The 24,408-nt window shown below is 41.0% G+C and carries 26 protein-coding genes and 1 pseudogene; 7 read left to right on the top strand and 20 right to left on the bottom strand.

All coding sequences use genetic code 11. The annotated features are described in order from the left end of the window. The first annotated feature begins 43 nt into the window (after nucleotides 1-43). Nucleotides 44-685: a glycerol-3-phosphate 1-O-acyltransferase PlsY gene (plsY, locus tag SM12261_RS04060; protein WP_000628803.1), complete on the top strand. Its 642-nt coding sequence runs from the start codon at nucleotides 44-46 to the stop codon at nucleotides 683-685. A 37-nt stretch (nucleotides 686-722) separates the two neighbouring features. On the opposite strand, the gene SM12261_RS04055 is transcribed toward plsY, so the two are convergent. The 9 genes and pseudogenes from SM12261_RS04055 to SM12261_RS04015 form a co-directional block, all read right to left on the bottom strand. Next, entirely contained in the window at nucleotides 723-1,679 is a 957-nt protein-coding gene (locus tag SM12261_RS04055) for an ABC transporter permease (protein WP_000029126.1), read from the bottom strand. Between the two features lie 2 nt (nucleotides 1,680-1,681). Continuing rightward, the gene (locus SM12261_RS04050) at nucleotides 1,682-2,740 is read right to left on the bottom strand and encodes an ABC transporter permease (protein WP_000038651.1); all 1,059 of its coding nucleotides are present in this window, start codon (nucleotides 2,738-2,740) and stop codon (nucleotides 1,682-1,684) included. Next, on the bottom strand, nucleotides 2,733-4,268 hold the full coding sequence (locus SM12261_RS04045) for an ABC transporter ATP-binding protein (RefSeq protein ID WP_000046506.1): 1,536 nt from the start codon (nucleotides 4,266-4,268) through the stop codon (nucleotides 2,733-2,735). The genes SM12261_RS04050 and SM12261_RS04045 overlap by 8 nt, the downstream gene beginning before the upstream one ends. A gap of 143 nt (nucleotides 4,269-4,411) precedes the next feature. Continuing rightward, a complete protein-coding gene (locus SM12261_RS04040) occupies nucleotides 4,412-5,464 on the bottom strand; it encodes a BMP family lipoprotein (RefSeq protein ID WP_001036137.1) in 1,053 nt (350 codons plus the stop codon). A gap of 89 nt (nucleotides 5,465-5,553) precedes the next feature. Continuing rightward, on the bottom strand, nucleotides 5,554-5,943 hold the full coding sequence (locus SM12261_RS04035; RefSeq protein ID WP_000246097.1) for a cytidine deaminase: 390 nt from the start codon (nucleotides 5,941-5,943) through the stop codon (nucleotides 5,554-5,556). After that, nucleotides 5,930-6,592 (bottom strand): deoxyribose-phosphate aldolase, encoded by a 663-nt coding sequence (gene deoC, locus SM12261_RS04030; RefSeq protein ID WP_000773723.1) that lies wholly within the window; start codon nucleotides 6,590-6,592, stop codon nucleotides 5,930-5,932. Before deoC ends, SM12261_RS04035 begins: the two co-directional genes overlap by 14 nt. Nucleotides 6,593-6,611: 19 nt before the next feature. Then, nucleotides 6,612-7,889 carry a pyrimidine-nucleoside phosphorylase gene (locus SM12261_RS04025; RefSeq protein ID WP_001202960.1) on the bottom strand — a complete coding sequence of 426 codons (1,278 nt, stop codon included), beginning with the start codon at nucleotides 7,887-7,889 and terminating at the stop codon, nucleotides 6,612-6,614. Further along, a pseudogene (locus SM12261_RS04020) lies at nucleotides 7,886-8,477 on the bottom strand (class I SAM-dependent methyltransferase). Before SM12261_RS04020 ends, SM12261_RS04025 begins: the two are co-directional and overlap by 4 nt. A gap of 205 nt (nucleotides 8,478-8,682) precedes the next feature. Then, nucleotides 8,683-9,087: a hypothetical protein gene (locus SM12261_RS04015; protein ID WP_000698112.1), complete on the bottom strand. Its 405-nt coding sequence runs from the start codon at nucleotides 9,085-9,087 to the stop codon at nucleotides 8,683-8,685. A 199-nt stretch (nucleotides 9,088-9,286) separates the two neighbouring features. On the opposite strand from SM12261_RS04015, the gene coaA reads away from it, so the two are divergent. The 3 genes from coaA (at nucleotide 9,287) to SM12261_RS04000 (ending at nucleotide 11,088) form a co-directional block, all read left to right on the top strand. Continuing rightward, nucleotides 9,287-10,207 carry a type I pantothenate kinase gene (gene coaA, locus SM12261_RS04010; RefSeq protein ID WP_000180508.1) on the top strand — a complete coding sequence of 307 codons (921 nt, stop codon included), beginning with the start codon at nucleotides 9,287-9,289 and terminating at the stop codon, nucleotides 10,205-10,207. 67 nt (nucleotides 10,208-10,274) lie between these two features. Further along, entirely contained in the window at nucleotides 10,275-10,511 is a 237-nt protein-coding gene (gene rpsT, locus SM12261_RS04005; RefSeq protein ID WP_001274000.1) for a 30S ribosomal protein S20, read from the top strand. Nucleotides 10,512-10,563: 52 nt separating this feature from the next. Further along, the gene (locus SM12261_RS04000; RefSeq protein ID WP_000684196.1) at nucleotides 10,564-11,088 is read left to right on the top strand and encodes a DNA topology modulation protein; all 525 of its coding nucleotides are present in this window, start codon (nucleotides 10,564-10,566) and stop codon (nucleotides 11,086-11,088) included. Nucleotides 11,089-11,114: 26 nt separating this feature from the next. Here the strand turns inward: SM12261_RS04000 and deoD are convergent, their stop codons facing one another. The 6 genes from deoD to rpiA form a co-directional block, all read right to left on the bottom strand. Then, the gene (deoD, locus tag SM12261_RS03995; protein ID WP_000022088.1) at nucleotides 11,115-11,825 is read right to left on the bottom strand and encodes a purine-nucleoside phosphorylase; all 711 of its coding nucleotides are present in this window, start codon (nucleotides 11,823-11,825) and stop codon (nucleotides 11,115-11,117) included. 400 nt (nucleotides 11,826-12,225) lie between these two features. After that, complete coding sequence (locus tag SM12261_RS03990; RefSeq protein ID WP_000904384.1) at nucleotides 12,226-13,509, bottom strand: chloride channel protein; 1,284 nt, start codon at nucleotides 13,507-13,509, stop codon at nucleotides 12,226-12,228. A gap of 2 nt (nucleotides 13,510-13,511) precedes the next feature. Beyond that, nucleotides 13,512-14,321, bottom strand: a complete 810-nt coding sequence (locus SM12261_RS03985; protein WP_000143375.1) for a purine-nucleoside phosphorylase — start codon at nucleotides 14,319-14,321, stop codon at nucleotides 13,512-13,514. Beyond that, the gene (locus SM12261_RS03980) at nucleotides 14,318-14,878 is read right to left on the bottom strand and encodes a DUF1697 domain-containing protein (RefSeq protein WP_000199125.1); all 561 of its coding nucleotides are present in this window, start codon (nucleotides 14,876-14,878) and stop codon (nucleotides 14,318-14,320) included. Before SM12261_RS03980 ends, SM12261_RS03985 begins: the two co-directional genes overlap by 4 nt. Before the next feature lies 1 nt (nucleotide 14,879). Beyond that, nucleotides 14,880-16,091 (bottom strand): phosphopentomutase, encoded by a 1,212-nt coding sequence (locus SM12261_RS03975; protein WP_000033090.1) that lies wholly within the window; start codon nucleotides 16,089-16,091, stop codon nucleotides 14,880-14,882. 23 nt (nucleotides 16,092-16,114) lie between these two features. Beyond that, entirely contained in the window at nucleotides 16,115-16,798 is a 684-nt protein-coding gene (gene rpiA / locus SM12261_RS03970) for a ribose-5-phosphate isomerase RpiA (RefSeq protein WP_000429276.1), read from the bottom strand. Nucleotides 16,799-16,996: 198 nt separating this feature from the next. On the opposite strand from rpiA, the gene SM12261_RS03965 reads away from it, so the two are divergent. Continuing rightward, a complete protein-coding gene (locus SM12261_RS03965; protein ID WP_001068558.1) occupies nucleotides 16,997-17,182 on the top strand; it encodes a hypothetical protein in 186 nt (61 codons plus the stop codon). 23 nt (nucleotides 17,183-17,205) lie between these two features. On the opposite strand, the gene SM12261_RS03960 is transcribed toward SM12261_RS03965, so the two are convergent. The 5 genes from SM12261_RS03960 to SM12261_RS03940 form a co-directional block, all read right to left on the bottom strand. Continuing rightward, entirely contained in the window at nucleotides 17,206-18,057 is an 852-nt protein-coding gene (locus SM12261_RS03960) for an NAD(P)H-hydrate dehydratase (RefSeq protein WP_001263817.1), read from the bottom strand. A 13-nt stretch (nucleotides 18,058-18,070) separates the two neighbouring features. Further along, nucleotides 18,071-18,892 (bottom strand): hypothetical protein, encoded by an 822-nt coding sequence (locus SM12261_RS03955; protein ID WP_000601058.1) that lies wholly within the window; start codon nucleotides 18,890-18,892, stop codon nucleotides 18,071-18,073. Between the two features lie 137 nt (nucleotides 18,893-19,029). Further along, nucleotides 19,030-19,887 carry a bifunctional methylenetetrahydrofolate dehydrogenase/methenyltetrahydrofolate cyclohydrolase gene (locus tag SM12261_RS03950; RefSeq protein WP_000192104.1) on the bottom strand — a complete coding sequence of 286 codons (858 nt, stop codon included), beginning with the start codon at nucleotides 19,885-19,887 and terminating at the stop codon, nucleotides 19,030-19,032. 177 nt (nucleotides 19,888-20,064) lie between these two features. Beyond that, nucleotides 20,065-20,799, bottom strand: coding sequence for an amino acid ABC transporter ATP-binding protein (locus SM12261_RS03945; RefSeq protein ID WP_000140954.1), 735 nt, complete (start codon nucleotides 20,797-20,799; stop codon nucleotides 20,065-20,067). Beyond that, nucleotides 20,799-21,482, bottom strand: a complete 684-nt coding sequence (locus SM12261_RS03940) for an amino acid ABC transporter permease (protein WP_001011639.1) — start codon at nucleotides 21,480-21,482, stop codon at nucleotides 20,799-20,801. The genes SM12261_RS03945 and SM12261_RS03940 overlap by 1 nt, the downstream gene beginning before the upstream one ends. A gap of 190 nt (nucleotides 21,483-21,672) precedes the next feature. On the opposite strand from SM12261_RS03940, the gene SM12261_RS03935 reads away from it, so the two are divergent. Both SM12261_RS03935 and SM12261_RS03925 read left to right on the top strand, forming a co-directional pair. Continuing rightward, entirely contained in the window at nucleotides 21,673-21,903 is a 231-nt protein-coding gene (locus tag SM12261_RS03935; RefSeq protein WP_049515694.1) for a DUF1797 family protein, read from the top strand. 230 nt (nucleotides 21,904-22,133) lie between these two features. Then, complete coding sequence (locus SM12261_RS03925; RefSeq protein WP_000882498.1) at nucleotides 22,134-24,392, top strand: ATP-dependent Clp protease ATP-binding subunit; 2,259 nt, start codon at nucleotides 22,134-22,136, stop codon at nucleotides 24,390-24,392. Nucleotides 24,393-24,408: the final 16 nt, after the last annotated feature.

Raw genomic sequence — 24,408 nt, 5'->3', positions numbered from 1 at the left:
AGATTCTCTGCCTTTCTTCTCCATTTCATGATATAATAGGAGTATGATTACAATAGTTTTATTAATCCTAGCTTATCTGCTGGGTTCGATTCCGTCTGGTCTCTGGATTGGACAAGTATTCTTTCAAATCAATCTGCGCGAGCATGGTTCTGGTAACACTGGAACGACCAATACCTTCCGCATTTTAGGCAAGAAAGCTGGTATGGCAACCTTTGTGATTGACTTTTTCAAAGGAACCCTAGCAACACTGCTTCCGATTATGTTTCATCTTCAAGGAGTTTCGCCTCTCATCTTTGGACTTTTGGCTGTCATTGGACATACCTTCCCTATCTTTGCAGGATTTAAGGGAGGCAAGGCTGTCGCAACCAGTGCTGGAGTGGTTTTCGGATTTGCACCTGTCTTCTGTCTCTACCTTGCAGTTGTTTTCTTTGGAACCCTCTATCTTGGTAGTATGATTTCACTATCTAGTGTCACAGCATCTATCGCGGCTGTCATTGGAGTTTTACTCTTTCCACTTTTTGGTTTTATCTTGAGTCACTATGACCCTCTCTTCATTGCTATTATCCTAGCACTTGCTAGTTTGATTATCATTCGTCATAAGGATAATGTCGCTCGTATCAAAAACAAGACTGAAAATTTAGTCCCTTGGGGATTGAACCTAACCAATCAACATCCTAAAAAATAAAACGCCAGTTCATTCTGAACTGACGTTTTTTGTATGCTTATTTTGATTTGATATAGTTGATACCATCTGCTTTTGGTGCGACTGCTTTTCCAAAGAAGGCTGCCAAGACAAGAATTGTCAAAACATAAGGTGCGATTTGAAGATAAACCGCAGGCACTCCTTGTAGGAACGGCAATTGAGAACCGATAACAGCCAAACTTTGTGAAAGCCCAAAGAATAAACTAGAAAGCATGGCTCCGATTGGATTCCATTTTCCGAAAATCATCGCAGCAAGAGCGATAAATCCAGGTCCAACAATAGTTGTCACTGAGAAGTTAACTGAGATGGATTGAGCATAAATCGCTCCGCCAATTCCACCTAGGAAACCTGAAATAATAACCCCTAAATATCTCATTTTGTAGACATTGATTCCCAAAGTATCTGCTGCTTGAGGATGTTCACCGACAGAGCGGAGACGAAGACCAAATCGAGTCTTGAAGAGGATAAACCAAGCAAGGAAAGAGAAGGCAATGGCCAGATAACCAAGTAGACTAGTTGACTTGAAGAAGATATCACCAATCACTGGGATATTTGCCAAGAATGGGAAATCAAAGCGTCCAAAAGTCTGACTTAGGTTGTCGGTTTGTCCTTTGTTATAAAGTACTTTCACCAAGAAAACAGCCAAGGCTGGGGCCATCAAGTTCAATACCGTACCGCTGACAACATGGTCTGCACGGAAATGAACCGTCGCTGCTGCGTGTATGATAGAGAAGACACCACCAACCAATCCTGCAACTAGCAAGGATAACCAAGGAGTTGCTGCTCCAAATTGTTCTGCAAATTCAAGGTTAAAGACAACTCCAGAAAAGGCACCCATAACCATAATTCCTTCAAGACCGACGTTTACCACACCACCACGTTCAGAGAAAACACCACCTATACTTGTAAAGATGAGGGGTGCTGAGTAAATCAGCATAGAAGATACCAAGAGGGTGAGCAATGTTGTAATAGACATCTTTACTTACCTCCTTTAACTTGTTTTTTCGGTTTGACAAAGCGTTCGATAAGGTAATGAACACTGACAAAGAAGATAATAGACGCTGTTACAATGCTGACAAGCTCAGACGGTACCTGCGCCGCATTCATACCAGGGGCTCCAACTTGGAGAACACCAAATAAGAAGGCTGCAAATAGAATACCAATTGGTGAGTTGGCCGCAAGCAGACTAACCGCCATTCCGTTAAATCCGACAGCTAATGACGCCCCCTGAACATAAACGTTCTGGAAGGTTCCCAGACCTTCAACAGCTCCACCAAGACCTGCCAAGGCACCTGAGATAATCATTGAGAGGATAATCGTTCTTTTTGCAGAAATACCAGCATATTCTGAAGCATGTGGATTCAGACCAACCGCACGGATTTCAAAACCAAGAGTTGTTTTCTTGAGCATGAACCAAATAACTGCAACGGCAATGATGGCAAAGAAAATACCAATATTCATCCGCGAATTACCAGTCAACTCAGACAACCAAGGTGTCTGATAGGTTGCATTAGCCCCAACACGAATGGTCGAATCTGTACTTTGCATAAAGTCTTTAGGGAAGGCATGGATAAAGGCATTTCCTACATACAATACAATGTAGTTCATCATGATGGTCACAATGACCTCTGACGTCCCTAGATAGGCTCTCAGAATACCCGGAATCGCGCCGACAATTCCACCAGCAATCAAGGCAATCGCGATGGTTGCTAGAATCATCAAGGGACGCGGCATATCTGGATGCGACAGGGCAAACCAACCACTGAGAATCCAACCCGCCAAAGCCTGACCAGGAAGCCCGACGTTAAAGAAACCTGCTCGACTGGCAACGGCAAAACCAAGACCAATCAAGACCAATGGCCCCATAGCACGGAAGATTTCTCCAATTCCACGCAGGCTACCAAAGGCTGTATAGAACAATTCTTCATAGCCCCAAATAGCATCATAACCAAAGATCCACATGACAATGGCTCCGAGTAAAATTCCTAGGAATACAGAAATCAAGGGAACCGAAATTTGTTGTAATTTTTTAGACATCACTCTTCTCCTTTCCCAAGTTTCCACCAGCCATCAAGACACCAAGTTCTTGTTTATTGGTTGTTTCTGGTGATACAATACCTTGAATCTTACCATCGTGGATAACGGCAATACGGTCTGAAACGTTTAAAATCTCATCCAATTCAAAGCTGACAACAAGGACAGCCTTCCCGTTATCACGCTCTTCAATCAAGCGTTTGTGGATATATTCAATGGCACCGACATCCAAACCACGAGTTGGTTGGCTGACGATAAGGAGATCAGGATCTCGATCAATTTCACGAGCAATAATTGCTTTTTGTTGATTTCCTCCTGAGAGTGCAGCTGCAGGAACAAATTCACTGGCAGCGCGAACATCAAACTCTTCCATTAACTTTTTAGCATAAGAAGTAATATTTGAATAGTTCAAAATTCCATTTTTACTATGTGGTTCTTTGTAGTAGGTTTGAAGGGCAATATTTTCAGAAATCATCATTTCCAAAATCAAGCCATCACGGTGACGGTCTTCTGGAACGTGCCCAACACTCAACTCTGTAATTTGTCGTGGGTGCAAGCCTACAATTGAATCTCCTTTTAGCTCAATGCTACCAGATTCAACCTTGCGAAGACCTGTAATGGCTTGAATGAGTTCAGACTGACCATTTCCATCAATCCCCGCAATCCCAACAATCTCTCCAGCACGAACATCTAAGGACAGATTTTTAACAGCTGGAACACCGCGGTTTTCATTGACCACCAAATCTTTGATTGACAAGACCACTTCTTTTGGTTGAGAAGCTTGCTTCTCTGTTTTAAAGGAAACAGAACGACCTACCATCATTTCTGCCAAATCAGCATTGGTAGCTCCTGCAATTTCGACGGTTTCAATTGATTTCCCACGACGAATAACTGTAACGCGGTCAGAAACTGCACGAATCTCATCCAACTTGTGGGTAATCAAGATAATTGATTTCCCTTCTTTGACAAGATTTTTCATAATAGCCATTAACTCATCAATTTCTGATGGAGTCAAGACAGCCGTTGGTTCGTCAAAGATAAGGATATCAGCTCCCCGATAAAGGGTTTTTAAAATTTCTACACGTTGTTGGGCTCCAACTGAGATATCAGCCACCTTAGCAGAAGGATCAACAGCTAAGCCGTAACGTTCAGAAAGAGCCTTGATTTCTTTGCTAGCTCCAGTGATATCTAGCACACCATTTTTAGTCAATTCACTACCTAAAATGATGTTTTCAGCCACTGTGAAGGCTTCTACCAACATAAAGTGCTGGTGAACCATTCCGATTCCCAAGCTAGCTGCTTTAGATGGTGAGTCGAGGTTGACAACTTGACCGTTGACCACAATTTCACCACTGGTTGGTTCAAGAAGCCCTGCTAACATGTTCATTAGCGTGGACTTTCCAGCCCCATTTTCTCCTAAAAGTGCATGAATTTCACCTTTTCGTAGGTGCAGGTTGATTTTGTCGTTGGCAACAAATTCACCAAACACCTTGGTAATATCACGCATCTCAATGACATTTTCTTGTGCCATGTGCTCTTCCTTTCAGAGTCTTATTTTATTTCAATAAAACTTGCTAGTTTATCTAGTAGCAAGCTTTACTGAGACAAAATGACTTTGTCTCAACTCTTAAAAAAGCGGCCGAGGGCCGCTTCCTAAGAAATGACTTCCATCCATTATTTTTCAGGAACTTTTACGCTTCCATCAAGGATTTTAGCTTTAGCATCTTCGACAGCTTTTTTACCTTCTTCTGAAAGGTTTGTTACTGCCAAGTCAACCCCTTTATCTTTCAATGAGTAAACGATCACTTGACCGCCAGGGAATTCACCTTTTTCTGCTTTGTTAGCAATATCTTTTACAGTTGTACCAACTTGTTTCAAAGTAGATACAAGAACGAAGTTTGATTCTTTGCCATCTTTAGAAGTGTACTTACCTTCTGCTACTTGGTCACGATCAACACCGATAACCCAAACTTTTTCACTTTCAGAACGGCTTTCATTGAGTGATTTTGCTTCTGCAAAGACACCAGCACCTGTTCCACCTGCTGCTTGATAAACAACGTCTGCACCAGCTGCGTATTGTGCTGCTGCAATTGTTTTACCTTTAGCAGCATCACCAAATGAACCAGCATAGTCAACTTGTACTTTGATAGATGGATCTACTGACTCAACACCAGCTTTAAATCCAGCTGCAAAACGTGAGATAACTTCAGACTCAATACCACCTACAAAACCAACTTGTTTTGTTTTTGTTGTTTTGGCTGCTGCAACACCTGCAAGGTAAGCAGCTTCGTTATCAGCAAACGTTACGCTAGCAACATTCTTTTGATCTTTAATCACATCATCAATCAAGACATAGTTCAAATCAGAGTGGTCTTTTGCTGCTTCTTCAACCGCATTGTGAAGGGCAAAACCAACACCGAAGATTAGGTTGTAACTTCCAGCCGCTTGTTGCAAGTTGTTAGCATAGTCAGCTTCACTTGTTGATTGGAAGTAAGTGAAACCTTTATCTTTTGAAAGATTATGTTCTTTACCCCAGTCTTGCAAACCTTCCCAAGCTGATTGGTTGAATGATTTGTCATCAACACCACCAGTATCAGTGACGATTGCTGCTTTTGTCTTCACGTCAGAAGATGAAGCTGCGTTACGAGAAGAGCGGTTACCACATGCAGCAAGTCCAACTGCTGCCACTGCAACTAGACCAAGGCCTAGCCATTGTTTCTTGTTCATTACTGAACCTCCTAAATAAGATGTGCAACGATGTTGCAAGTATGGATTGGTTGGCCACAAGGACCGTGCCACTCAGAGAGCGACTCAGACTAGTTTAAGTCTGTAAAAGAGTATGGAAGTAACTCCCCGACCGTCATCTCGACCGTCGATTTATCTTTTGCGACTAAGGTCACTTTTAGATCTTGTTCAAAAAATTCAGCCATCACTTGGCGACAAGCACCACATGGCGAAATTGGTTTTTCAGTCTGACCATAGACAATCAATTCTGAAAATTCTCTTTGGCCTTCAGAAACTGCTTTAAAAATCGCTGTACGTTCTCCACAGTTAGTCAAAGAATAACTAGCATTCTCAATATTGACACCTGTATAAGAGCTACCATCTTTCGCCACTAAAACTGCTCCGATAGGAAAGTGAGAATAGGGCACATAGGCTTTCTTGCTGGTTTCAATTGCTAGTTCAATCAACTCAGTAGTCGCCATCAGCCAATTCTCCTTTTAAAATGGCTACCCCAGCTGACGTTCCGATACGGGTCGCCCCTGCTTCCACAAAGGCAAGAGCATCTGCATAAGAACGAGCTCCACCTGCAGCCTTGACTCCCATATCAGGTCCAACTGTTTCACGCATTAATCTAACATCTGCTACTGTCGCACCACCAGTTGAAAAGCCAGTAGATGTTTTAACAAAATCAGCTCCTGCTTTTTGGGCTAATTGGCAAGCCACAACTTTTTCTTGGTCTGTCAGAAGGCAAGCTTCAATAATGACTTTCACTAACTTGTCACCACTTGCTTCTACTACTGCGCGAATATCCGACTCAACCAAATCAAGATTACCTGTTTTGAGAGCTCCAACATTAATCACCATATCAATCTCATCTGCACCATTTTGGATAGCTTCCTTGGTTTCAAATGATTTCACGGCTGAAGTTGTTGCTCCCAAGGGGAAACCAACTACTGTGCAGACCTTGACATCTGTGCCTTCAAGCCCTTTTTTAGCATGTTCAACCCAGGTCGGATTAACGCAAACACTGGCAAAATCATACTCTCTAGCTTCAGACAACAAACAATCAATTTGATTTACTGTCGCATCTTGTTTCAAAAGTGTATGATCGATATATTTATTTAATTTCATATTCGGATTCTCCTGCAGTTTATGAGATGATTTCTATAATTTCTCGTAAACTTTGCACACTATCATTTATTTTAACATATTTTTGAAAATCTGTAACTAGCTGAGAAGAAATTTTTCCATTTGTATATACTTTTGCAACAATTTCTCCCTTTTGAACGGAATCTCCAACTTTCTTTTCAAAAACAATTCCTGTTTCATAGTCCAAGGCATCAGACTTAACTGCACGGCCTGCCCCCAGTCTCATAGCATAAAGCCCAAATTCCATAGCTGGAAGAGCTGAAATGACACCCGTTTCCTGAGCAGGGATTTCCACCACATGGGCAACATTTACAGGACGATAGAGGTCTTCCAAGTCTCCACCTTGGGCTTGGACCATCTCCTCAAACTTAGCCAGTGCCTTACCATTCTCAAGATGTTGGCGAACTTCTTCAACTGTCTTGTTAACATTTGCCAGGCCAAGCATAATTTGAGCCAATTCGCATATAAAATGGGTAATATCCTGACGGCCTTGACCTTGTAAAATCTCCAGTGCTTCAAGAATTTCGAGGCGATTTCCAATCGCTCGTCCCAAGGGCTGGCTCATATCCGTAATGACTGCTACCGTTTTTCTACCAACTGCCTTACCAAGTTCCACCATGGTTTGAGCCAATTCACGCGCCTCATCAACCGTCTTCATGAAGGCCCCCTCACCGACAGTCACGTCTAGCAAAATAGCATCCGCCCCTGCTGCAATTTTCTTGCTCATGACAGAACTGGCAATCAAAGGAATCGTGTCAACAGTTGCGGTCACATCACGAAGGGCATAGAGAAGCTTATCTGCTTTGACAAGCTGGTCTGATTGCCCAATGACAGATACACCAATATCCTGAACTTGATGAATGAAATCCTCTTGACTACGTTCTACTTGATAGCCCTTGATTGATTCTAATTTATCAATCGTTCCACCCGTATGGCCGAGACCACGACCACTCATTTTCGCGACTGGAACTCCAAAACTCGCTACTAAAGGAGCTAAAATCAAGGTCACCTTGTCACCAACACCACCCGTAGAATGCTTGTCAACCTTAACCCCATCAATAGCTGATAAATCAAACTCTTGCCCTGTCTGAACCATTTTCATGGTCAAATCAGATATTTCTCGAGTCGTCATTCCTTTGAAATAAACAGCCATAGCAAAGGCAGACATCTGATAATCAGGGACAGTTCCTGACACATAGCCTTCAACTAGCCATTCAATTTCACTCGAAGTCAGTTCTTGACCATCTCGTTTTTTTTGGATTAAATCAACTGCTCTCATTCTTTCACACTTCTAAGGATATAATATCCCTTATCTTTTTTGACGATTTCACAATTGCCAAACACTTCCTCCATCTTTGACTTGGCGCTTGGAGCCCCTTGTTTTTTCTGGATAACGATTGTTAAATCTCCACCAGTTTCCAAGAAATCTTTACTTTTCTCAATGATTTCATGAACCACTTGCTTGCCCGCACGGATAGGAGGATTTGAAATGACATGGTCAAATGTGCCTTCAACTTGTTCATAGATGTTGGACTGGAAAATCGTCGCTTCTACTTTATTTCGTTCAGCATTTTGTCGCGCCAAATCCAAGGCACGATTATTGATATCAACCATGGTCGCCTGAACCCCATAAGCCTTAGCCAAGGATAAGCCCAAAGGCCCATAACCACACCCTACATCAAGGACAGTCTCTCCTTGGTTGACCTCTAGACACTTGAGCAAGAGTTGACTGCCCAAAGTCAACCATTTTCTTGCTAAAAACACCCGCATCCGTCAAAAAGGTCATTTTTTCTCCCAATAAGTCCACTCTCAACTCATGAATGTCGTGAGCAGCGTCAGGATTTTCTGCATAATACATTTTACTCATGAAACTATTTTACCATAATTTGACTTAAATTGTAAATCGTTTACAAATTGATAATAAAACGAAAAAGACTGAAGAAAGCTAGTAAGTAAAACATTTTCTTCAATCTCTTTAAACACTTATAAATAATAAGCCATTTAGAACTAGAAATATCATAATTAGGATATAACAAAATGTTTATCATCTATAATTAGGCGCATTCTTATTACTATTGCTTAACCTTCAGATACTTAATTATCAACAAAATTCCCAACAGGATGTTTAGATAAAAGCCCAACTGATACGTTTTTGTCAGGATTTCCCAACTTGTCCAAAGTCGTACCAAATCTTCTAGCGACATGCGGAAGAAATAACCCTCTGTAGCAATCCATAGAACTAAAAAGAAATAACTACCAGCAGCAAGCCATTTCGTCCACCGTTTTTTTAGTAGGCAAGCAATCAAGAGCGAACAGATAAAGATAGCTGTTACAATAGCATGTTCCATCAAAAAAGTAAAACCGTAATAGATTTCCACAAAGCGTCTACCATTATCCGCATTCGCCCCTTTTATAAAAGGTAGTGCAAAACTTAAAATAAAACAGAGTTCCAGTATATAACTTTTTAAGATTTTCATAGTACACCTCCTATAAATTGTGAATCCCAAAGCCCCCTTTATTGGCTTATAAGTCAGGAGAAAGTAGCTCCTACCTCATCAATAAATTGGTCAACCCTATCTACTTCTATTATACGATATTGGTTTACTATCATCAAGAAACCGCTTTATTTTTTTAGCTTTTTATGGTATGATAAACAAAATATCTAGGGGAAAACAAATGACCAACGAATTTTTACATTTTGAAAAAATCAGCCGCCAGACTTGGCAATCGTTACATAGAAAAACCACACCTCCTTTGACAGAAGAGGAATTAGAATCCATCAAGAGTTTTAATGACCAGATTAGCTTGCAGGATGTTACCGATGTCTATCTCCCCCTAGCCCATCTCATCCAGATTTACAAGCGTACCAAGGATGATTTGGCCTTTTCAAAAGGGATTTTCCTTCAACGTGAAAGTAAATCCCAGCCTTTTATCATTGGGGTTTCTGGGAGTGTTGCCGTTGGAAAATCCACAACCAGTCGCCTACTTCAAATCCTACTGTCCCGTACCCTTACAGATGCTAGGGTTGAGTTGGTAACAACTGACGGCTTTCTCTATCCCAACCAGATCTTGATTGAACAAGGGATTTTAAATCGCAAGGGATTTCCTGAAAGCTATGATATGGAAGCTCTTCTCAACTTCCTGGATCACATCAAAAATGGACAAGATGTAGATATTCCTGTCTATTCTCATGAAGTCTACGACATCGTACCCGAGGAAAAGCAAAGCGTCAAAGCTGCTGATTTTGTCATTGTTGAAGGAATAAATGTCTTTCAAAATCCACAAAACGAGCGTCTCTACATTACTGACTTCTTTGACTTTTCCATCTATGTCGATGCTGCAGTCGATGACATCGAGAGTTGGTATCTGGACCGTTTCTTGAAAATGCTGAGCCTAGCCCAAAACGATCCTGATAGCTACTATTATCGTTTTACACAAATGCCGATTGGGGAAGTGGAATCCTTTGCCCATCAGGTCTGGACCAGTATCAATCTCACAAATCTACAAAATTATATTGAACCAACCAGAAACCGTGCGGAAGTGATTCTGCATAAAACAAAGAACCATGAAATCGATGAAATTTACTTAAAAAAGTAATTTTCCCTTGTCAAAACGTAAGTTTTCAGATATAATGGTATAGTTAGTAAATATGGAGGTAAGAACATTGGCAAACATTAAATCAGCTATCAAACGCGCTGAATTGAACGTTAAACAAAACGAAAAGAACTCAGCTCAAAAATCAGCTATGCGTACTGCTATCAAAGCTTTCGAAGCAAACCCATCTGAAGAACTTTTCCGTGCTGCTAGCTCAGCTATCGATAAAGCAGAAACTAAAGGTTTGATTCACAAAAACAAAGCAAGCCGCGACAAAGCTCGTCTTTCAGCTAAACTTGCTAAATAAGAAACAGTCCATAGAGGCTGTTTTTTTGTCCTCAAATAGGAAAAGGTAGAAAATGAAAATTGCAATTATCGGATATTCTGGTGCTGGTAAGTCAACTCTAGCAGAAAAGTTGTCTCACTACTACTCCATCCCAAAACTTCACATGGACACACTCCAATTTCAACCTGGTTGGCAAGACAGTGACCGCGGATGGATGTTGACCGAGATGAAAAACTTTCTCACAAAGAATGAATCTTGGGTTATCGATGGTAATTATTCTTGGTGCTATTACGAAGAAAGAATGCAGGAAGCTGACCAAATCATCTTTCTTAATTTTTCTCCATTGACCTGTCTCTTTCGAGCATTTAAGCGTTACATTACATATCGGGGCAAGGTCAGAGAAAGTATGGCAGAAGGTTGTCGAGAACAATTTAATTGGGAGTTTATTCGATGGATTCTCTGGGATGGACGAACTAAAGCTCAAAGAAAAAATTACCAAAAACTTTGCCAAGAATACTCACATAAAGTCACTATTCTTCGAAATCAAAGAGAGCTAGATCAATTTCTAGATAAGAAAAGGAAGTCCTCCAATTCATAAAGAAGGGCTTCCTTTTTTAGATATAATTACTCTGCAATCAAGGTTTCTAATCCAACCTTCATCATATCTGTGAAGGTATTTTGGCGTTCTTCTGCAGTCGTGTCTTCATCTGGATTGACCAAACTATCAGAGATAGTCATGATAGCAAGGGCATCAACGTGATGTTGGGCAGCCAAATAGTAGAGAGCTGCTGCTTCCATTTCCACAGCCTTGACTCCCCATTTACCAAGCTCGATATTCTTTTCAAAGTAGTTTGAGTAAAAGACATCAGAAGACAAAACGTTCCCAACGTGGGTGGTCATACCAAGTTCTTTGGCGATATGGTAGGCCTTGTCCAGCAAATCAAAGCTAGCGATTTGCGGGAAATCGTACTGTGGCCAGTCATTGCGGATGATGTTAGAGTTGGTTGCAGCTGCTTGCGCCAAAACCAATTCACGGACGTGAACATCTTCATTCAATGAACCTGCTGTTCCCACACGGATCAATTTTTTCACACCGTAGTCAACAATCAACTCACGCGCATAAATCGAAATCGATGGCATTCCCATCCCAGTTCCCATGACAGAGACACGGTGGCCCTTGTAAGTACCAGTATAACCAAACATGTTACGCACTTCGTTAAAACAAATAGCATCTTCAAGGAAATTCTCCGCAATAAACTTAGCACGAAGAGGATCCCCAGGAAGAAGAATTTTATCAGCAATTTCACCCTGCTGAGCAGCAATATGGATAGACATAATATAAGATACCAAACCCGTCAAAAAACAAAGGGAAAATAGGAGTTGGGTGCAGTGAGCGATGCTCGCTAGACCAACTATCTTTTTCCCACTGCTTTTAGGGTGGGTTCAATTCCTTTCTTTCTTAATTTTGATGATATTGAGAAGATTAGACCGGCTTCAATTCAAAGCAGAACTCCCCTTCTCTTCTGAATTTTTAGAAAAGTTTTCCGTTCGTGTTCAAATTAGAACACGCGCTCTACCTTTCTTTTTTTATTTTTATATTTCATAGCTAGGAAAAATCGGATTCAATCAAGATTCCAATAGGCCTACTACATTTTTATTTAAAACAGTTATAAATAAATTGAGAGTTTTTTTAATCTTTTAAATCAAATCATTGACTAGAAGAAATGGGCATTTCCTACCTAATTACTTTACTCTTTGACTTCTGACACAGTATGCTAGTCCAAGGAAAGCGGTCTAGCATTTTTGCAAGTTCATAGGCTAAAACAGCTGTTACTAAGAGATACGGAAGAGAATCTATACCTAGCCCAGTGAAACCTATAACTAATCCGGTTGCAGAAATGGGCGCCCTCAAGGTCACAGACAAAAAGCAAACCGATCCCAAAAGTAAAATGCTTGGCTGGCTATCTCCACCTAGAATCATTCCAAAGAGAGCAGCTCCAGCCATCCCCAAGGCAAAAGATGGCGTAAGTGTACCACCATAGGCCCCTGCCCACAGAGTAATAAGAACGACCAGTGCTTTTAGGATAAATAAGAGGAATACTGTTTTGCCATTGCTACAATTCAATACTTCCTGAGACATCATACGTCCATTTCCAAGTAGATGTGGAAAATAACTTGCTAATCCAATAAGAAAAAGAAAAGCTGAGGACAATGTTAGAAGTATTCGTTTATCTTTTATCCTTTTTGAAGACGCTGCCTTACTTAAGCGACCAAAAAGCCAAGCTAGTGGGGTTAAGAAAAGAAGTAATAAGGGAATAATCCATATTTGCTTTAATGACCATGTGATGGCTGGAATCTGGTAGAGAGCCTGATCTGAAATAACCCAGCCTGCTATATAGGTTGAGACATAGGTAGTCAAACCGACTAAGACAAATCGTTTAATAGATAGATCAATTCCTAAGGTTTCAAAAACAAAGAAGACACTTGTTAATGGAACCTGATAAACAGCCGCTAAACCAGCACCAGCACCACAAGCAAGGAGAAAGATGCGATCCTTCTTAGAGAGAGAACATATTTTTCCAATTGGTCCTGCAAATAGAGTTCCAATCTCTCGTGGCGCAGCTTCTTTGCCAATAGGCGCTCCCCCTCCAACTGCAATGATCTGCCAAATTGAATGAAATAGCTGTTTTAGAAAATGAAGCTTGTATTGTGAAGTCTCATCCTTCATCTGAGCTTTGATGGAATAAATCTTCGACCCTTTTTGCAAGAAATACCAGACCAAGGATGAGCCAAGACCCACCATCATTAAACTTAGTCCTATCCGTGAAGAGGAAACTCCATCTGTCAAAAATCCACTATGATGCTCTGACTGACCAAAAGCTAGCTCCTCCACCATCTCTAATAGATAATGGAGAAAAATACCAGATAAACCCGAAACTATTCCTTGCAGAATTACTGCTAGGAAAAATCTAAAATTATAAGGGATTTTTCGAAAAATACTCCTCAATTCTATTAACATGATTACAATTCTGCAAGAATCGCTTTAAGCAAACCTTTGAAGTCGCCTTTAACACGTTCAGTCACTTCTACAACTTCTTCGTGGTTGAGTTCTTCTTGGAATCCAGCTGCAAAGTTAGTAATACATGAAATTCCTAGAACTTTCAAGCCTGAGTGGGCTGCCACAATAACTTCAGGAACAGTAGACATACCAACCGCATCTGCTCCCAGTGTCTTATAAGCACGGATTTCTGCTGGTGTTTCATAAGTTGGACCAGTAACACCAATATAGACACCTTCGTCAAGCTTGATACCAAGTTTTTTAGCCACTTCATGGGCAGTAGCACGATATTCTGGTGTGTAGGCTTTAGACATATCTGGGAAACGAGGACCAAATTCATCCAAGTTTTCACCCATCAATGGGTTTTGACCTGTCATGTTGATATGGTCTGAGATAGCCATCAAAGTACCAGGCCCATATCCAATACCGCCAGCTGCATTGGTTACAATGACACCTTCACATCCGAGTACTTTCATCACACGAACTGGGAAAGTCACGACCTCAAGAGGATTGCCTTCGTAGAAATGGAAACGACCTTGAAGAGCCAAGACCTTACGACCTGCAAGTTCTCCATATACCAATTTCCCAGCGTGTCCGACTACTGTAGAACGGCCCCAGTTTGGGATATCTGCATAATCTACTACAACTGGATTTTCGATTTCTTCTGCCAATTCTCCAAGTCCTGATCCAAGGATTAGACCGAACTCAGGCGCTAGGATACCCTTTTCTTTCAGGAAGGCAGCAGTTTCATTGATTTTATCTAAAAATGTCATTGTATGTCTCCTTTATTATTTTTTAGCATTTGACCGATTTTGTCGAAAGTTTTAGCATTACGAATGGTGATGTTGCGATAAAAAGGCATCTTGAGTAAGTATTTGTGATAGGCAGTTGCATAGTAGGATTCCTCAGAGAATTTCCCCCAGAAAATCCCAAGTCTTCCAAAATGAACGATTTCATCTTTCAATTCCAAACTTTCAACTGTCTCAATGACTTGAACAACATCCAATCCCTCAGTGTAAAAGAGGAAATCCTTTCGTGCCAAATCTTTGATCCACCAATCTGGCAGATTATTCAGCTCTTCTTCATAATCTTCCTGACTCAGCAAAGAAAAGCTCTGAATAAATGGATAATGGATTTCAAAGAAAGACTCTAACTTTTCAACCAATTGGGCTTTGGGATCTGTCGAAGTAAAGAAAATATTGCCACTGTTGATGTAGGTTTCAACCTTTCCCAGTCCCAACTCTGTCAATTCTTGACGAAGTTGCGCCATGACAACCTTATTCTTCCCACCGACATTAATGCCCCGAACAAGTAAAGCATATCGCGTCATCTTATACCAATTTACCTAAGAAACTTTCCCCAATCATGGCAGTTTCAACACCAAAGTTATCCGCAACTGTCGCTGAGATATCTGCAAAATGTCCGACTGGTAGCAAACCGTTCCCTTTAAAGGCAGGGCTGTAGGCCAACAATGGAATATATTCACGAGTGTGGTCTGTTCCTGCATACGTTGGGTCATTTCCATGGTCCGCAGTAATCAAGAGAAGGTCGTTCTCTCTCATGGCTGCGATAATTTCAGGTAAGCGTTCATCAAACTCATGCAAGCAATCACGGTAGCCGTGAGCATTACGACGGTGGCCGTAAAGGGCATCAAAGTCCACCAAGTTTGTGAAGGAGAATCCTTTTTCAAACTCAGCAAGGCCCATGGTCTTCAAGAGTGTATCAATTCCGTGGCTATTTGACTTATTGTGTCCCATATCATGGTTGATACCCGCACCGTTAAAGATATCATTGATTTTACCAACAGCATAAGTATCGATACCAGCTTCATTGAGTTTATCCAAAACAGTTGGTGCAAATGGAGATACGGCCAAGTCACGACGATTTGCTGTACGAGTGAAGTTACCTGGTTCACCTACATAAGGACGGGCAATGATGCGACCTAGAAGGGCTGGGCGCTCAAGGGTAATCGAACGAGCGTATTCACAGATACGATACAATTCATCCAGAGGAATGATGTCTTCGTGGGCAGCAATTTGCAAAACAGGGTCAGCTGAAGTATAGATAATCAACTCCCCAGTTTCCATCTGGCGTGGTCCAAAGTCATCGATAACGGCTGTACCTGAGTAAGGTTTGTTAGCTTCACGAATGACCTTGCGTCCTGAGAATTCTTCAATTTTTGTCAAGATTTCTTCTGGGAATCCATTCCAGAAAGTATCGAAAGGTTCTGTAATGTTAAGGCCCATGATTTCCCAGTGTCCAGTCATGGTATCCTTACCAAGAGATACTTCTTCCAATTTTGTTGCATATCCTGTTGGATTGCTTTCAGCTGGAACAGTCTTAAGAGGAGTTTCTCGAGGAATATTTCCAAGACCAATTTTAGCCATGTTTGGGACATTCAAACCAACTGCTTTTGAAATGTGTCCTAATGTGTCAGAAGCTCCATCTGGAACCCCTGCATTGACAAAGTTATTGGCATCTGGTGCAGCACCGATTCCTACAGAATCTAGTACCACCAAGTGAATACGATTAAATTTTGACATAATGTGTCTCCTTATTATGTTGATTAGTTTGCTTTTGTTGAAGTTAAAATCTGAACCCCATCTCGTCCAGCAACGATGACCTTATCCACCATTTGGTTGAATAAGCCGTGCTCTACAACACCAACGATATGGTCCAATTCTTGCCCGAAGGCAATTGGATCTTCAATGACATCCAAGGCAAGGTCAATGATAAAGTTCTGCATATCGGTCACAAAACGTTGGCCATCTTTTTCACGGAAACTTGGTTTGTAGCCAGCTCGTTCAAAACGACGAAAGACCTGTTCTGCGCCATACTGAACCACTTCTACTGGCAATTTAAAAGCACCCAGTTTCTCGACTAGCTTGCTTTCATCCACTACCCAAATATATTCTTTTGAGGGCGTTGCTACAACCTTCTCCATCAGAAGGGCACCACCACCGCCTTTGATTCCGTTAAACCGGCTATCCACTTCATCCGCTCCATCAACCGTCACATCGACAACATCTACTTGGTCAATAGACTTGAGCGGGATATTAAGCCCTTCAGCCTGTTTACTAGTCACACTAGAAGTCGTTACAGCTGTAATCTGTAACCCTTCTTCCTTAATCCGACGACCAATTTCTTCTACAAAATAATAGGCAGTAGACCCCGTTCCTAGTCCGACTACCATTCCATCCTTGACAAACTCAGCAGCCTTGATACCTGCCATTTTTTTCAGATTTTCCACTCAAACACCTCCATTAAAGAGCTAACTTTATTATAACATGTATCACTTTTTATTTCATGGATACACTGAAAAAAACCGAACATTTTTATTTTTATGTCCACCTTGTTTTGGTAGTTAGAATATTAGCCAAAAGTAGCAACAGTTGATTTTTTATCATAAAGATGATTAAATAGTTAAGTAAAGAAAAGGAGAAATAAGATGAACCCATTAGATTTGTTTAACCAAGTAAAAGAATTAATCGAAACAAAAGATTTCGAAGCGGCAAAAACATTTGTTGCAGAAAATCAAGAACAGCTTGGAGAATACTTCTCCCAAGCTCAGCAGTTAATTTCTGGTTCTGAAGGTCTAGATGGCCTCGTTGGAAAGATTAAAGGATTTTTCTAAAAATATAAAGGCGCCTGAAACGATCAGGTGCCTTTTTGAGATATTTTTTTCATTATTTTGAGAAGATGACTACTGATTTCCGTCGGCAAGACCACATAATGTTCTTGAGATAGTTCTTGGGCTATGGCTGAATGAAGATGGGTTGCTACTGCCACACGTTCGTAGAGACTGGCCTGTCGAAATTGGCCTACAAATCCTGCAATCATCCCAGCCAGAGTATCTCCCATTCCCCCAGTCGCCTGATAGGGACCACCAACCTGTAACTGGTAATAATCAGATTGGCCAACTTGCCAAATACGAGTAGCTGAACTTTTTTCAACTAAAATCGTTCCTTGAGGGAAGGAAGTCAGGGCACTAGCCGTTGCAGCTTCGCTTTGATTTTCAATAGCAATACCAGACAGCTTTTCCCATTCTTTTTGGTGGGGAGTTAGGATAAGCTGGTTAGACGGAAATGACAAACTTGTCCTAGCAAGAATAGTCAAAGCACCTCCATCTACAATCAAAATCTGATTCTGTCTTAAGCTAGCAAAGACCTGTTTTACTAAATCTTCTCCAAAAACATCATCTCGTAAACCAGGCCCCAGCAAGACAACTTCTGCCTTCTCCAATTGCTCTTGTAACAATTGCTGGTCTTGCAGAGAAAAGGCCATAGCCTCAGGTAAATGGCTGTGCAGAGCAGGGATATTTTCCCTATCCGTTCCAACGGTCACCAATCCTGCACCGCTTTTTACAGCTGCCAAAGCAGCCATGATAATAGCACCACCATAAGGATAGGTCCCACCCAGCAACAGCAGACGACCGTAATTTCCTTTATGACTTGTACGAGAACGTTCAATAATGACTTTTTCTAATAATGCTTGCTCAATCACTCTCATCGTTTTTCCTCAACTATCCTTTATCTGATTGTTTTAAAACAACTTGATAGACTTTCTTAGTCCACTCTTCTAAGTCTTCTCCAGCATAGTCAAGATAATACACCCTATCTTGTATTTTGGTTGGAATAATATTTTCAAATTGGCTCTTATTATGAGTTGGAATAATGCAAATATACAACTCACTTAATAAATTAAGCATGTCCTTAATTTTTACAGCATGGTAACCATCAAAAATATAACCAGGAACTTTAATCAAATCTGTATAGATAAAATGAAAACTTACTCCAGGAATAAACTTGTCTTGTAATTCTTTCTCTGAAGGAGCTCGACCTAATAAACGCTCCATCGCCAATCGATAACCAGAACTTGTATTTGACCACCCTAACATGACATAGTCAAAATAATCTATCGGATCAGATGCAGCATTTCGACTATCCAAAACCAACTCCTCAGCATCTCGCCCAAAGGCTTTCACAGCAGATAAAAGACGACCAGTTTTAAAAATAGAAATCGCTGCATCTATAGTCGTAGTATGACTACAGTAGTCTGAAGTCACTAACCTCTTATGTAGGTCATAAGTCGAGGCTACTCTTTTATCTGTAGGAGTAAATGGTGGCAGAAAGGGATGCTGACAGATGTAATCTAAAATTTCTTTTTTTAAACAAGAATCAGCACACTCAATACTTGTTTGACGTTTATGAAGTTTTTCGTAAGCTATAAATTTAGCAATTTTTTCTAATTCCCACTCTTGAATATTTGGATAATCAATTAGTGCTAAGTAGTATATTCCATCCCATTGTAAACTATATTCCCCATTATAAATTTTTAAAATCATCTAATCACCTCACTCCATTATACAACAAAAAGGAGGCACATACCTCCTTTTATAAACTTATTTCTAAAATTTAATATTCATTTCTGCCATTTTAGATATAGCTATAGAAAATACACTTTTCTCAGAAAATTTTTCTCTTATTTTCTATCCAATGTCCGAATCGCTGCCTGATAAGTTTGCTCCATCAGCATGGTAATGGTCATAGGACCGACACCTCCAGGGACTGGCGTGATATGGCTAGCAAGTGGGGCAACCGCTTCATAATCCACATCTCCACAAAGCTTACCATTTTCATCGCGATTCATCCCAACGTCAATGACAACCGCACCTGGTTTGACAAAGTTAGCAGTTACAAACTTGGCACGACCGATTGCAACAACCAGAATATCTGCTTTAGCAGCCACCTTGGCAAGATTATGAGTCCGTGAGTGAGTCAAGGTCACTGTTGCATTCTTGGCCACAAGAAGCTGAGCCATGGGTTTTCCAACGATATTGGAACGACCGATAACAACCGCATTTTTACCTTCTAATTCAATCCCATATTCATGAAACATTTCTATAATTCCTGCAGGCGTAGAAGGAATCATGACTGGATGACCAGACCAGAGGCGTCCCATGTTTAAGGGATGGAAACCATCCACATCCTTTTCTGGGTCAATGGCCAACAAAACTGCTTCTTCATCAATATGTTTTGGTAATGGTAACTGGACCAATATCCCATGCCAAGCTGAATCTTGATTGTATTTGGCAATCAAGTCTAACAATTCCTCTTGAGTAATGGTATCTGGAACTCGCACAACTTCACTACGGAATCCAGCCGCAAGGGCTGACCTCTCCTTGTTACGAACGTAGACTTGGCTGGCAGGGTTGTCCCCAACCAAAATCACTACCAAACCAGGTACTAGCCCCGTTTCTTCCTTTAATCTTTTAGTCTTTTCAGCCAGCTGTCCTTGTAACTTAGCTGCTAGAGCCTTCCCATCAATAATCTGTGTCATATCACTTCTCTTTTCTTTCAAATATCTTCCATTATACCAAAAACTGCTAATCCCCTCTAACACTTCTTTCCTAGGCTATCCTATAGTTTCAAACTATAAGAAAAAGCTCTAGTCGAGCTTTTCATTAATCTATACTTTATATGTAAAGTTAGCTACAAATAGCTCCACAAAACTAACTTATAAAACCTTACTCAAGAAGTCTTTAGTCCGTTGTTCTTGGGTTTGTTCAAAAATCTGTTCAGGTGTTCCATCTTCAACAACCACACCATCTGCCATAAAGATGACACGGTCTGCCACCTCACGAGCAAATCCCATTTCATGTGTTACGATAACCATGGTCATTCCTGACTTGGCTAAGTCTTGCATAACAGCCAACACCTCACCTACCATTTCAGGGTCCAGGGCTGAAGTTGGCTCGTCAAAGAGCAAAACATCCGGTTCCATGGCCAACCCACGCGCAATAGCAATTCGTTGTTGCTGGCCACCTGACAAACTCTGTGGGTAAGCATCTGCCTTATCTGGTAAGCCAACTTTTTCCAACAACTCTTGGGCTCTCTTCTCAGCAACTGCCTTGCTTTCACCTTTAGTCTTGATAGGTGACAAGGTGATATTTTCCATCACAGTCATATTAGGAAAGAGGTTAAATTGTTGGAAAACCATGCCCATCTTCTCACGCATGGCAAAGAGGTCATTCTTCTTGTCCGTAATATCGACTCCCTCAAAGATAACCTTCCCTTTGGTCGCTTCTTCTAACAAATTCATAGAGCGAAGCAAGGTAGATTTCCCGCTCCCTGAAGGACCGATGATAACGACAACTTCTCCTCTTTTAATCTCGAGGTTGATGCCCTTCAATACTTCATTCTTTCCAAATGATTTATGTAAATTTTCAATTTTTATCAAGGTTTCTGTCATTATTTCTTATCTCCTTGTCCCATACGTTTTTCAAAAGCTTTCAAGGCTACTGTCAAAATAGAGGTCATAATCAAGTAGTAAAAGGCTGCAAATAAAAGTGGTGTTAAAGGTAGATAGGTTGTTGTAGAAACTGTTGTAGCCCCGTTCCACAACTCCATAACACCAATAGCTGATAAGAGGGAACTATCCTTGATAATAGTGATAAATTCGTTCCCCAATGCTGGTAAGATATTTTTGATTGCTTGTGGCAAAATCACATAGCGCATAGCGTTTTTAGGACGAATCCCTAAAGAATAGGCCGCCTCTAACTGACCTTTTGGAACCGCATTAATCCCAGCACGAACAGTCTCAGAAACATAGGCACCACTGTTCATAGAGATAATCAAAATCCCTGGAATCAGACGAGAAAGATCAACACCCAAAATTCCAACCTGAATAGTCGGAGCATTGATGTGCATAAGGGCAAAGGCAATCATAATCTGAACCATCATCGGTGTCCCGCGGAAAATCCAAACGTACAAGTTGGCGAGCCAAACAAGCGGTTTAAACTTTGAACGTTGCCCAAAAGCCAAGACAACACCCAAAATAGTCCCAAAAAAGACAACACAGATAGAAATGAGAACCGTCACGACAGCCCCATAGTTAAAATAAGGTAAATACTTAGGTAAAAAAGAAAAATTCATAGTCACACTGCTTTCTAAAATAGAATACTGTATGATTATAACATGTATTGAATTAAAATTCAAATCTTTTGTCTAATTTATTCAAAAAACCTTTAAGCTAGTAGAATTAGCGAGAAATCTTAGTTTTTTCTAGGCAAGTTGACCTCCTTTATGGTAAAATAGTAACGATAAGAAATGAAGGAGAATCAAAATGGAATCACATTTGGTTAGAATCATCAACCGCCTTGAAGCAATGACAAAAGACGGTGGAAATTTAAAACGTAATTTTGAACGCGAAGGAGTTGTTGTTGCAGAAGTTGCATACAGCCACGACGAAGAAAACGGCTCAATCTTTACCCTTCGTGATGTCGAAGCTCGCGAAACTTATACGTTTGACAGCATTGACTTGATTGCAATGGAGATTTACGAACTCCTTTACTAATACAAAACAAGCTGGGATTACACCCTGCATGTCTAACCAAAATCCTTTTTGTCTCACAAATAGGATTTTTTTATAGTCCAAATCCACAAAGTTCTTCATTGTAACAACTTCTCAAAGCTGCAATCTTTTTACTTGCTTTACACCCCAATCCTGTTATAATGAGAGTATAGAAATTTGACTATTTTTGACCATTAAACAGGTCAGGCTAAATAAAGAAATGAGGTAGATGTATGCTTTGTCAAAACTGTAAAATCAATGACTCAACGATTCATCTTTATACCAATCTCAATGGAAAGCAAAAACAAATTGACCTCTGTCAAAACTGCTATAAGATTATCAAGACAGATCCTAACAATAGCCTCTTTAAAGGTATTACGGATCTGAACAATCGTGACTTTGATCCCTTTGGTGATTTCTTCAATGACCTAAACAATTTCAGGCCTTCTAACAATACTCCTCCGACTCCCCCAACCCAATCAGGTGGAGGTTACGGTGGAAATGGCGGTTATGGTTCCCAAAATCGTGGACCTGCTCAAACTCCTCCACCAAGCCAAGAAAAAGGCCTACTGGAAGAATTTGGTATCAACGTAACTGAAATTGCCCGTCGTGGAGATATTGACCCCGTTATTGGGCGCGACGATGAGATTATCCGTGTCATAGAAATTCTCAATCGCAGAACCAAGAATAATCCTGTTCTTATCGGTGAACCAGGTGTCGGAAAAACTGCCGTTGTCGAAGGTCTAGCTCAGAAAATAGTTGATGGAGATGTTCCCCATAAACTACAAGGAAAACAAGTCATCCGTCTGGATGTGGTTAGCTTAGTTCAAGGAACGGGTATCCGTGGACAATTTGAAGAACGCATGCAAAAACTCATGGAAGAAATTCGCAAACGTGAGGACATCATCCTCTTTATCGATGAAATCCATGAAATTGTCGGTGCTGGTTCTGCGGGCGATGGCAATATGGATGCAGGAAATATCCTCAAGCCCGCCCTTGCTCGTGGAGAGCTGCAATTGGTCGGTGCTACTACCCTCAATGAATACCGTATCATTGAAAAAGATGCAGCCCTAGAGCGTCGTATGCAACCTGTTAAAGTGGATGAACCAACAGTGGAGGAAACAATTACTATCCTCAAAGGCATTCAAAAGAAATACGAAGACTACCACCACGTTCAGTATACCGATGCTGCAATTGAAGCAGCTGCAACTCTGTCCAATCGCTACATCCAAGATCGCTTCTTGCCTGACAAGGCCATTGACCTCCTAGATGAAGCTGGTTCTAAGATGAACTTGACCTTGAATTTTGTGGATCCTAAAGTAATCGATCAGCGCTTGATTGAGGCTGAAAATCTTAAATCTCAAGCTACACGAGAAGAAGATTTTGAGAAGGCCGCCTACTTCCGTGACCAGATTGCCAAGTATAAGGAAATGCAAAAGAAAAAGGTCACAGACCAAGATACTCCTATCATTAGTGAGAAAACCATTGAGCACATTATCGAGCAGAAAACCAATATTCCTGTTGGTGATTTAAAAGAGAAAGAACAATCTCAACTCATCCATCTAGCCGAAGACCTCAAGTCTCATGTTATTGGACAAGATGATGCTGTCGATAAGATTGCCAAGGCTATTCGCCGTAATCGTGTCGGTCTCGGTACCCCTAACCGCCCAATCGGAAGTTTCCTTTTCGTTGGGCCAACTGGAGTCGGTAAGACAGAACTTTCCAAACAATTAGCTATCGAACTCTTTGGTTCTGCTGACAGCATGATTCGCTTTGATATGAGTGAATATATGGAAAAACACAGTGTGGCGAAATTAGTCGGTGCCCCTCCAGGTTATGTCGGCTATGACGAGGCTGGGCAATTAACTGAAAAAGTCCGCCGCAATCCCTACTCTCTTATTCTCTTGGATGAAGTAGAGAAAGCCCATCCAGATGTCATGCATATGTTCCTCCAGGTCTTGGACGATGGTCGTTTAACAGATGGACAAGGACGTACCGTTAGCTTCAAGGACGCCATCATCATCATGACTTCAAATGCAGGTACAGGTAAGGCAGAAGCTAGCGTTGGATTTGGTGCTGCTAGAGAAGGACGTACCAACTCTGTTCTTGGTGAACTCGGTAACTTCTTTAGCCCAGAGTTTATGAACCGTTTTGATGGTATTATCGAATTTAAGGCTCTCAGCAAAGATAACCTCCTTCAGATTGTCGAGCTTATGCTTGCAGATGTTAACAAACGTCTTTCTAGCAACAACATTCATTTGGATGTAACCGACAAGGTCAAGGAAAAATTGGTTGACCTTGGTTATGATCCAAAAATGGGAGCACGCCCACTTCGTCGTACTATTCAAGACTATATTGAGGACGCAATCACTGACTACTACCTTGAAAATCCAAGCGAAAAAGACCTCAAGGCAGTGATGACCAGCAAGGGTAACATTCAAATCAAATCTGCCAAAAAAGCTGAAGTAAAGACTTCTGAAAAAGAAGTATAAATCCTATAGAAAAGGA

The organism is Streptococcus mitis NCTC 12261 (genome assembly GCF_000148585.2).
Taxonomy (GTDB): Bacteria; Bacillota; Bacilli; order Lactobacillales; family Streptococcaceae; genus Streptococcus; species Streptococcus mitis.
The sequence above is the reverse complement of the archived record's forward strand: the minus strand, read 5'-3'. Positions and strand labels throughout refer to the sequence as shown.

Bases quoted from the DNA above. Each gene is read 5' to 3' on its own strand.
- SM12261_RS04050 (WP_000038651.1), bottom strand. From the start codon at position 2,740: ATGTCTAAAAAATTACAACAAATTTCGGTTCCCTTGATTTCTGTATTC.
- SM12261_RS03950 (WP_000192104.1), bottom strand. From the start codon at position 19,887: ATGACACAGATTATTGATGGGAAGGCTCTAGCAGCTAAGTTACAAGGA.
- SM12261_RS04015 (WP_000698112.1), bottom strand. From the start codon at position 9,087: ATGAAAATCTTAAAAAGTTATATACTGGAACTCTGTTTTATTTTAAGT.
- SM12261_RS03965 (WP_001068558.1), top strand. From the start codon at position 16,997: ATGAACCCATTAGATTTGTTTAACCAAGTAAAAGAATTAATCGAAACA.
- SM12261_RS03940 (WP_001011639.1), bottom strand. From the start codon at position 21,482: ATGAATTTTTCTTTTTTACCTAAGTATTTACCTTATTTTAACTATGGG.
- SM12261_RS04045 (WP_000046506.1), bottom strand. From the start codon at position 4,268: ATGGCACAAGAAAATGTCATTGAGATGCGTGATATTACCAAGGTGTTT.
- SM12261_RS03985 (WP_000143375.1), bottom strand. From the start codon at position 14,321: ATGACATTTTTAGATAAAATCAATGAAACTGCTGCCTTCCTGAAAGAA.
- SM12261_RS03980 (WP_000199125.1), bottom strand. From the start codon at position 14,878: ATGACGCGATATGCTTTACTTGTTCGGGGCATTAATGTCGGTGGGAAG.
- SM12261_RS04035 (WP_000246097.1), bottom strand. From the start codon at position 5,943: ATGGCGACTACTGAGTTGATTGAACTAGCAATTGAAACCAGCAAGAAA.
- SM12261_RS03960 (WP_001263817.1), bottom strand. From the start codon at position 18,057: ATGAGAGTGATTGAGCAAGCATTATTAGAAAAAGTCATTATTGAACGT.
- SM12261_RS03945 (WP_000140954.1), bottom strand. From the start codon at position 20,799: ATGACAGAAACCTTGATAAAAATTGAAAATTTACATAAATCATTTGGA.
- deoD (WP_000022088.1), bottom strand. From the start codon at position 11,825: ATGTCTATCCATATTGCTGCTCAGCAGGGTGAAATTGCTGATAAAATT.
- SM12261_RS03990 (WP_000904384.1), bottom strand. From the start codon at position 13,509: ATGTTAATAGAATTGAGGAGTATTTTTCGAAAAATCCCTTATAATTTT.
- SM12261_RS03935 (WP_049515694.1), top strand. From the start codon at position 21,673: ATGGAATCACATTTGGTTAGAATCATCAACCGCCTTGAAGCAATGACA.
- SM12261_RS04040 (WP_001036137.1), bottom strand. From the start codon at position 5,464: ATGAACAAGAAACAATGGCTAGGCCTTGGTCTAGTTGCAGTGGCAGCA.
- SM12261_RS03955 (WP_000601058.1), bottom strand. From the start codon at position 18,892: ATGATTTTAAAAATTTATAATGGGGAATATAGTTTACAATGGGATGGA.
- SM12261_RS03925 (WP_000882498.1), top strand. From the start codon at position 22,134: ATGCTTTGTCAAAACTGTAAAATCAATGACTCAACGATTCATCTTTAT.
- SM12261_RS04025 (WP_001202960.1), bottom strand. From the start codon at position 7,889: ATGAGAGCAGTTGATTTAATCCAAAAAAAACGAGATGGTCAAGAACTG.
- SM12261_RS04000 (WP_000684196.1), top strand. From the start codon at position 10,564: ATGAAAATTGCAATTATCGGATATTCTGGTGCTGGTAAGTCAACTCTA.
- SM12261_RS04055 (WP_000029126.1), bottom strand. From the start codon at position 1,679: ATGTCTATTACAACATTGCTCACCCTCTTGGTATCTTCTATGCTGATT.
- SM12261_RS03975 (WP_000033090.1), bottom strand. From the start codon at position 16,091: ATGTCAAAATTTAATCGTATTCACTTGGTGGTACTAGATTCTGTAGGA.
- plsY (WP_000628803.1), top strand. From the start codon at position 44: ATGATTACAATAGTTTTATTAATCCTAGCTTATCTGCTGGGTTCGATT.
- deoC (WP_000773723.1), bottom strand. From the start codon at position 6,592: ATGAAATTAAATAAATATATCGATCATACACTTTTGAAACAAGATGCG.
- coaA (WP_000180508.1), top strand. From the start codon at position 9,287: ATGACCAACGAATTTTTACATTTTGAAAAAATCAGCCGCCAGACTTGG.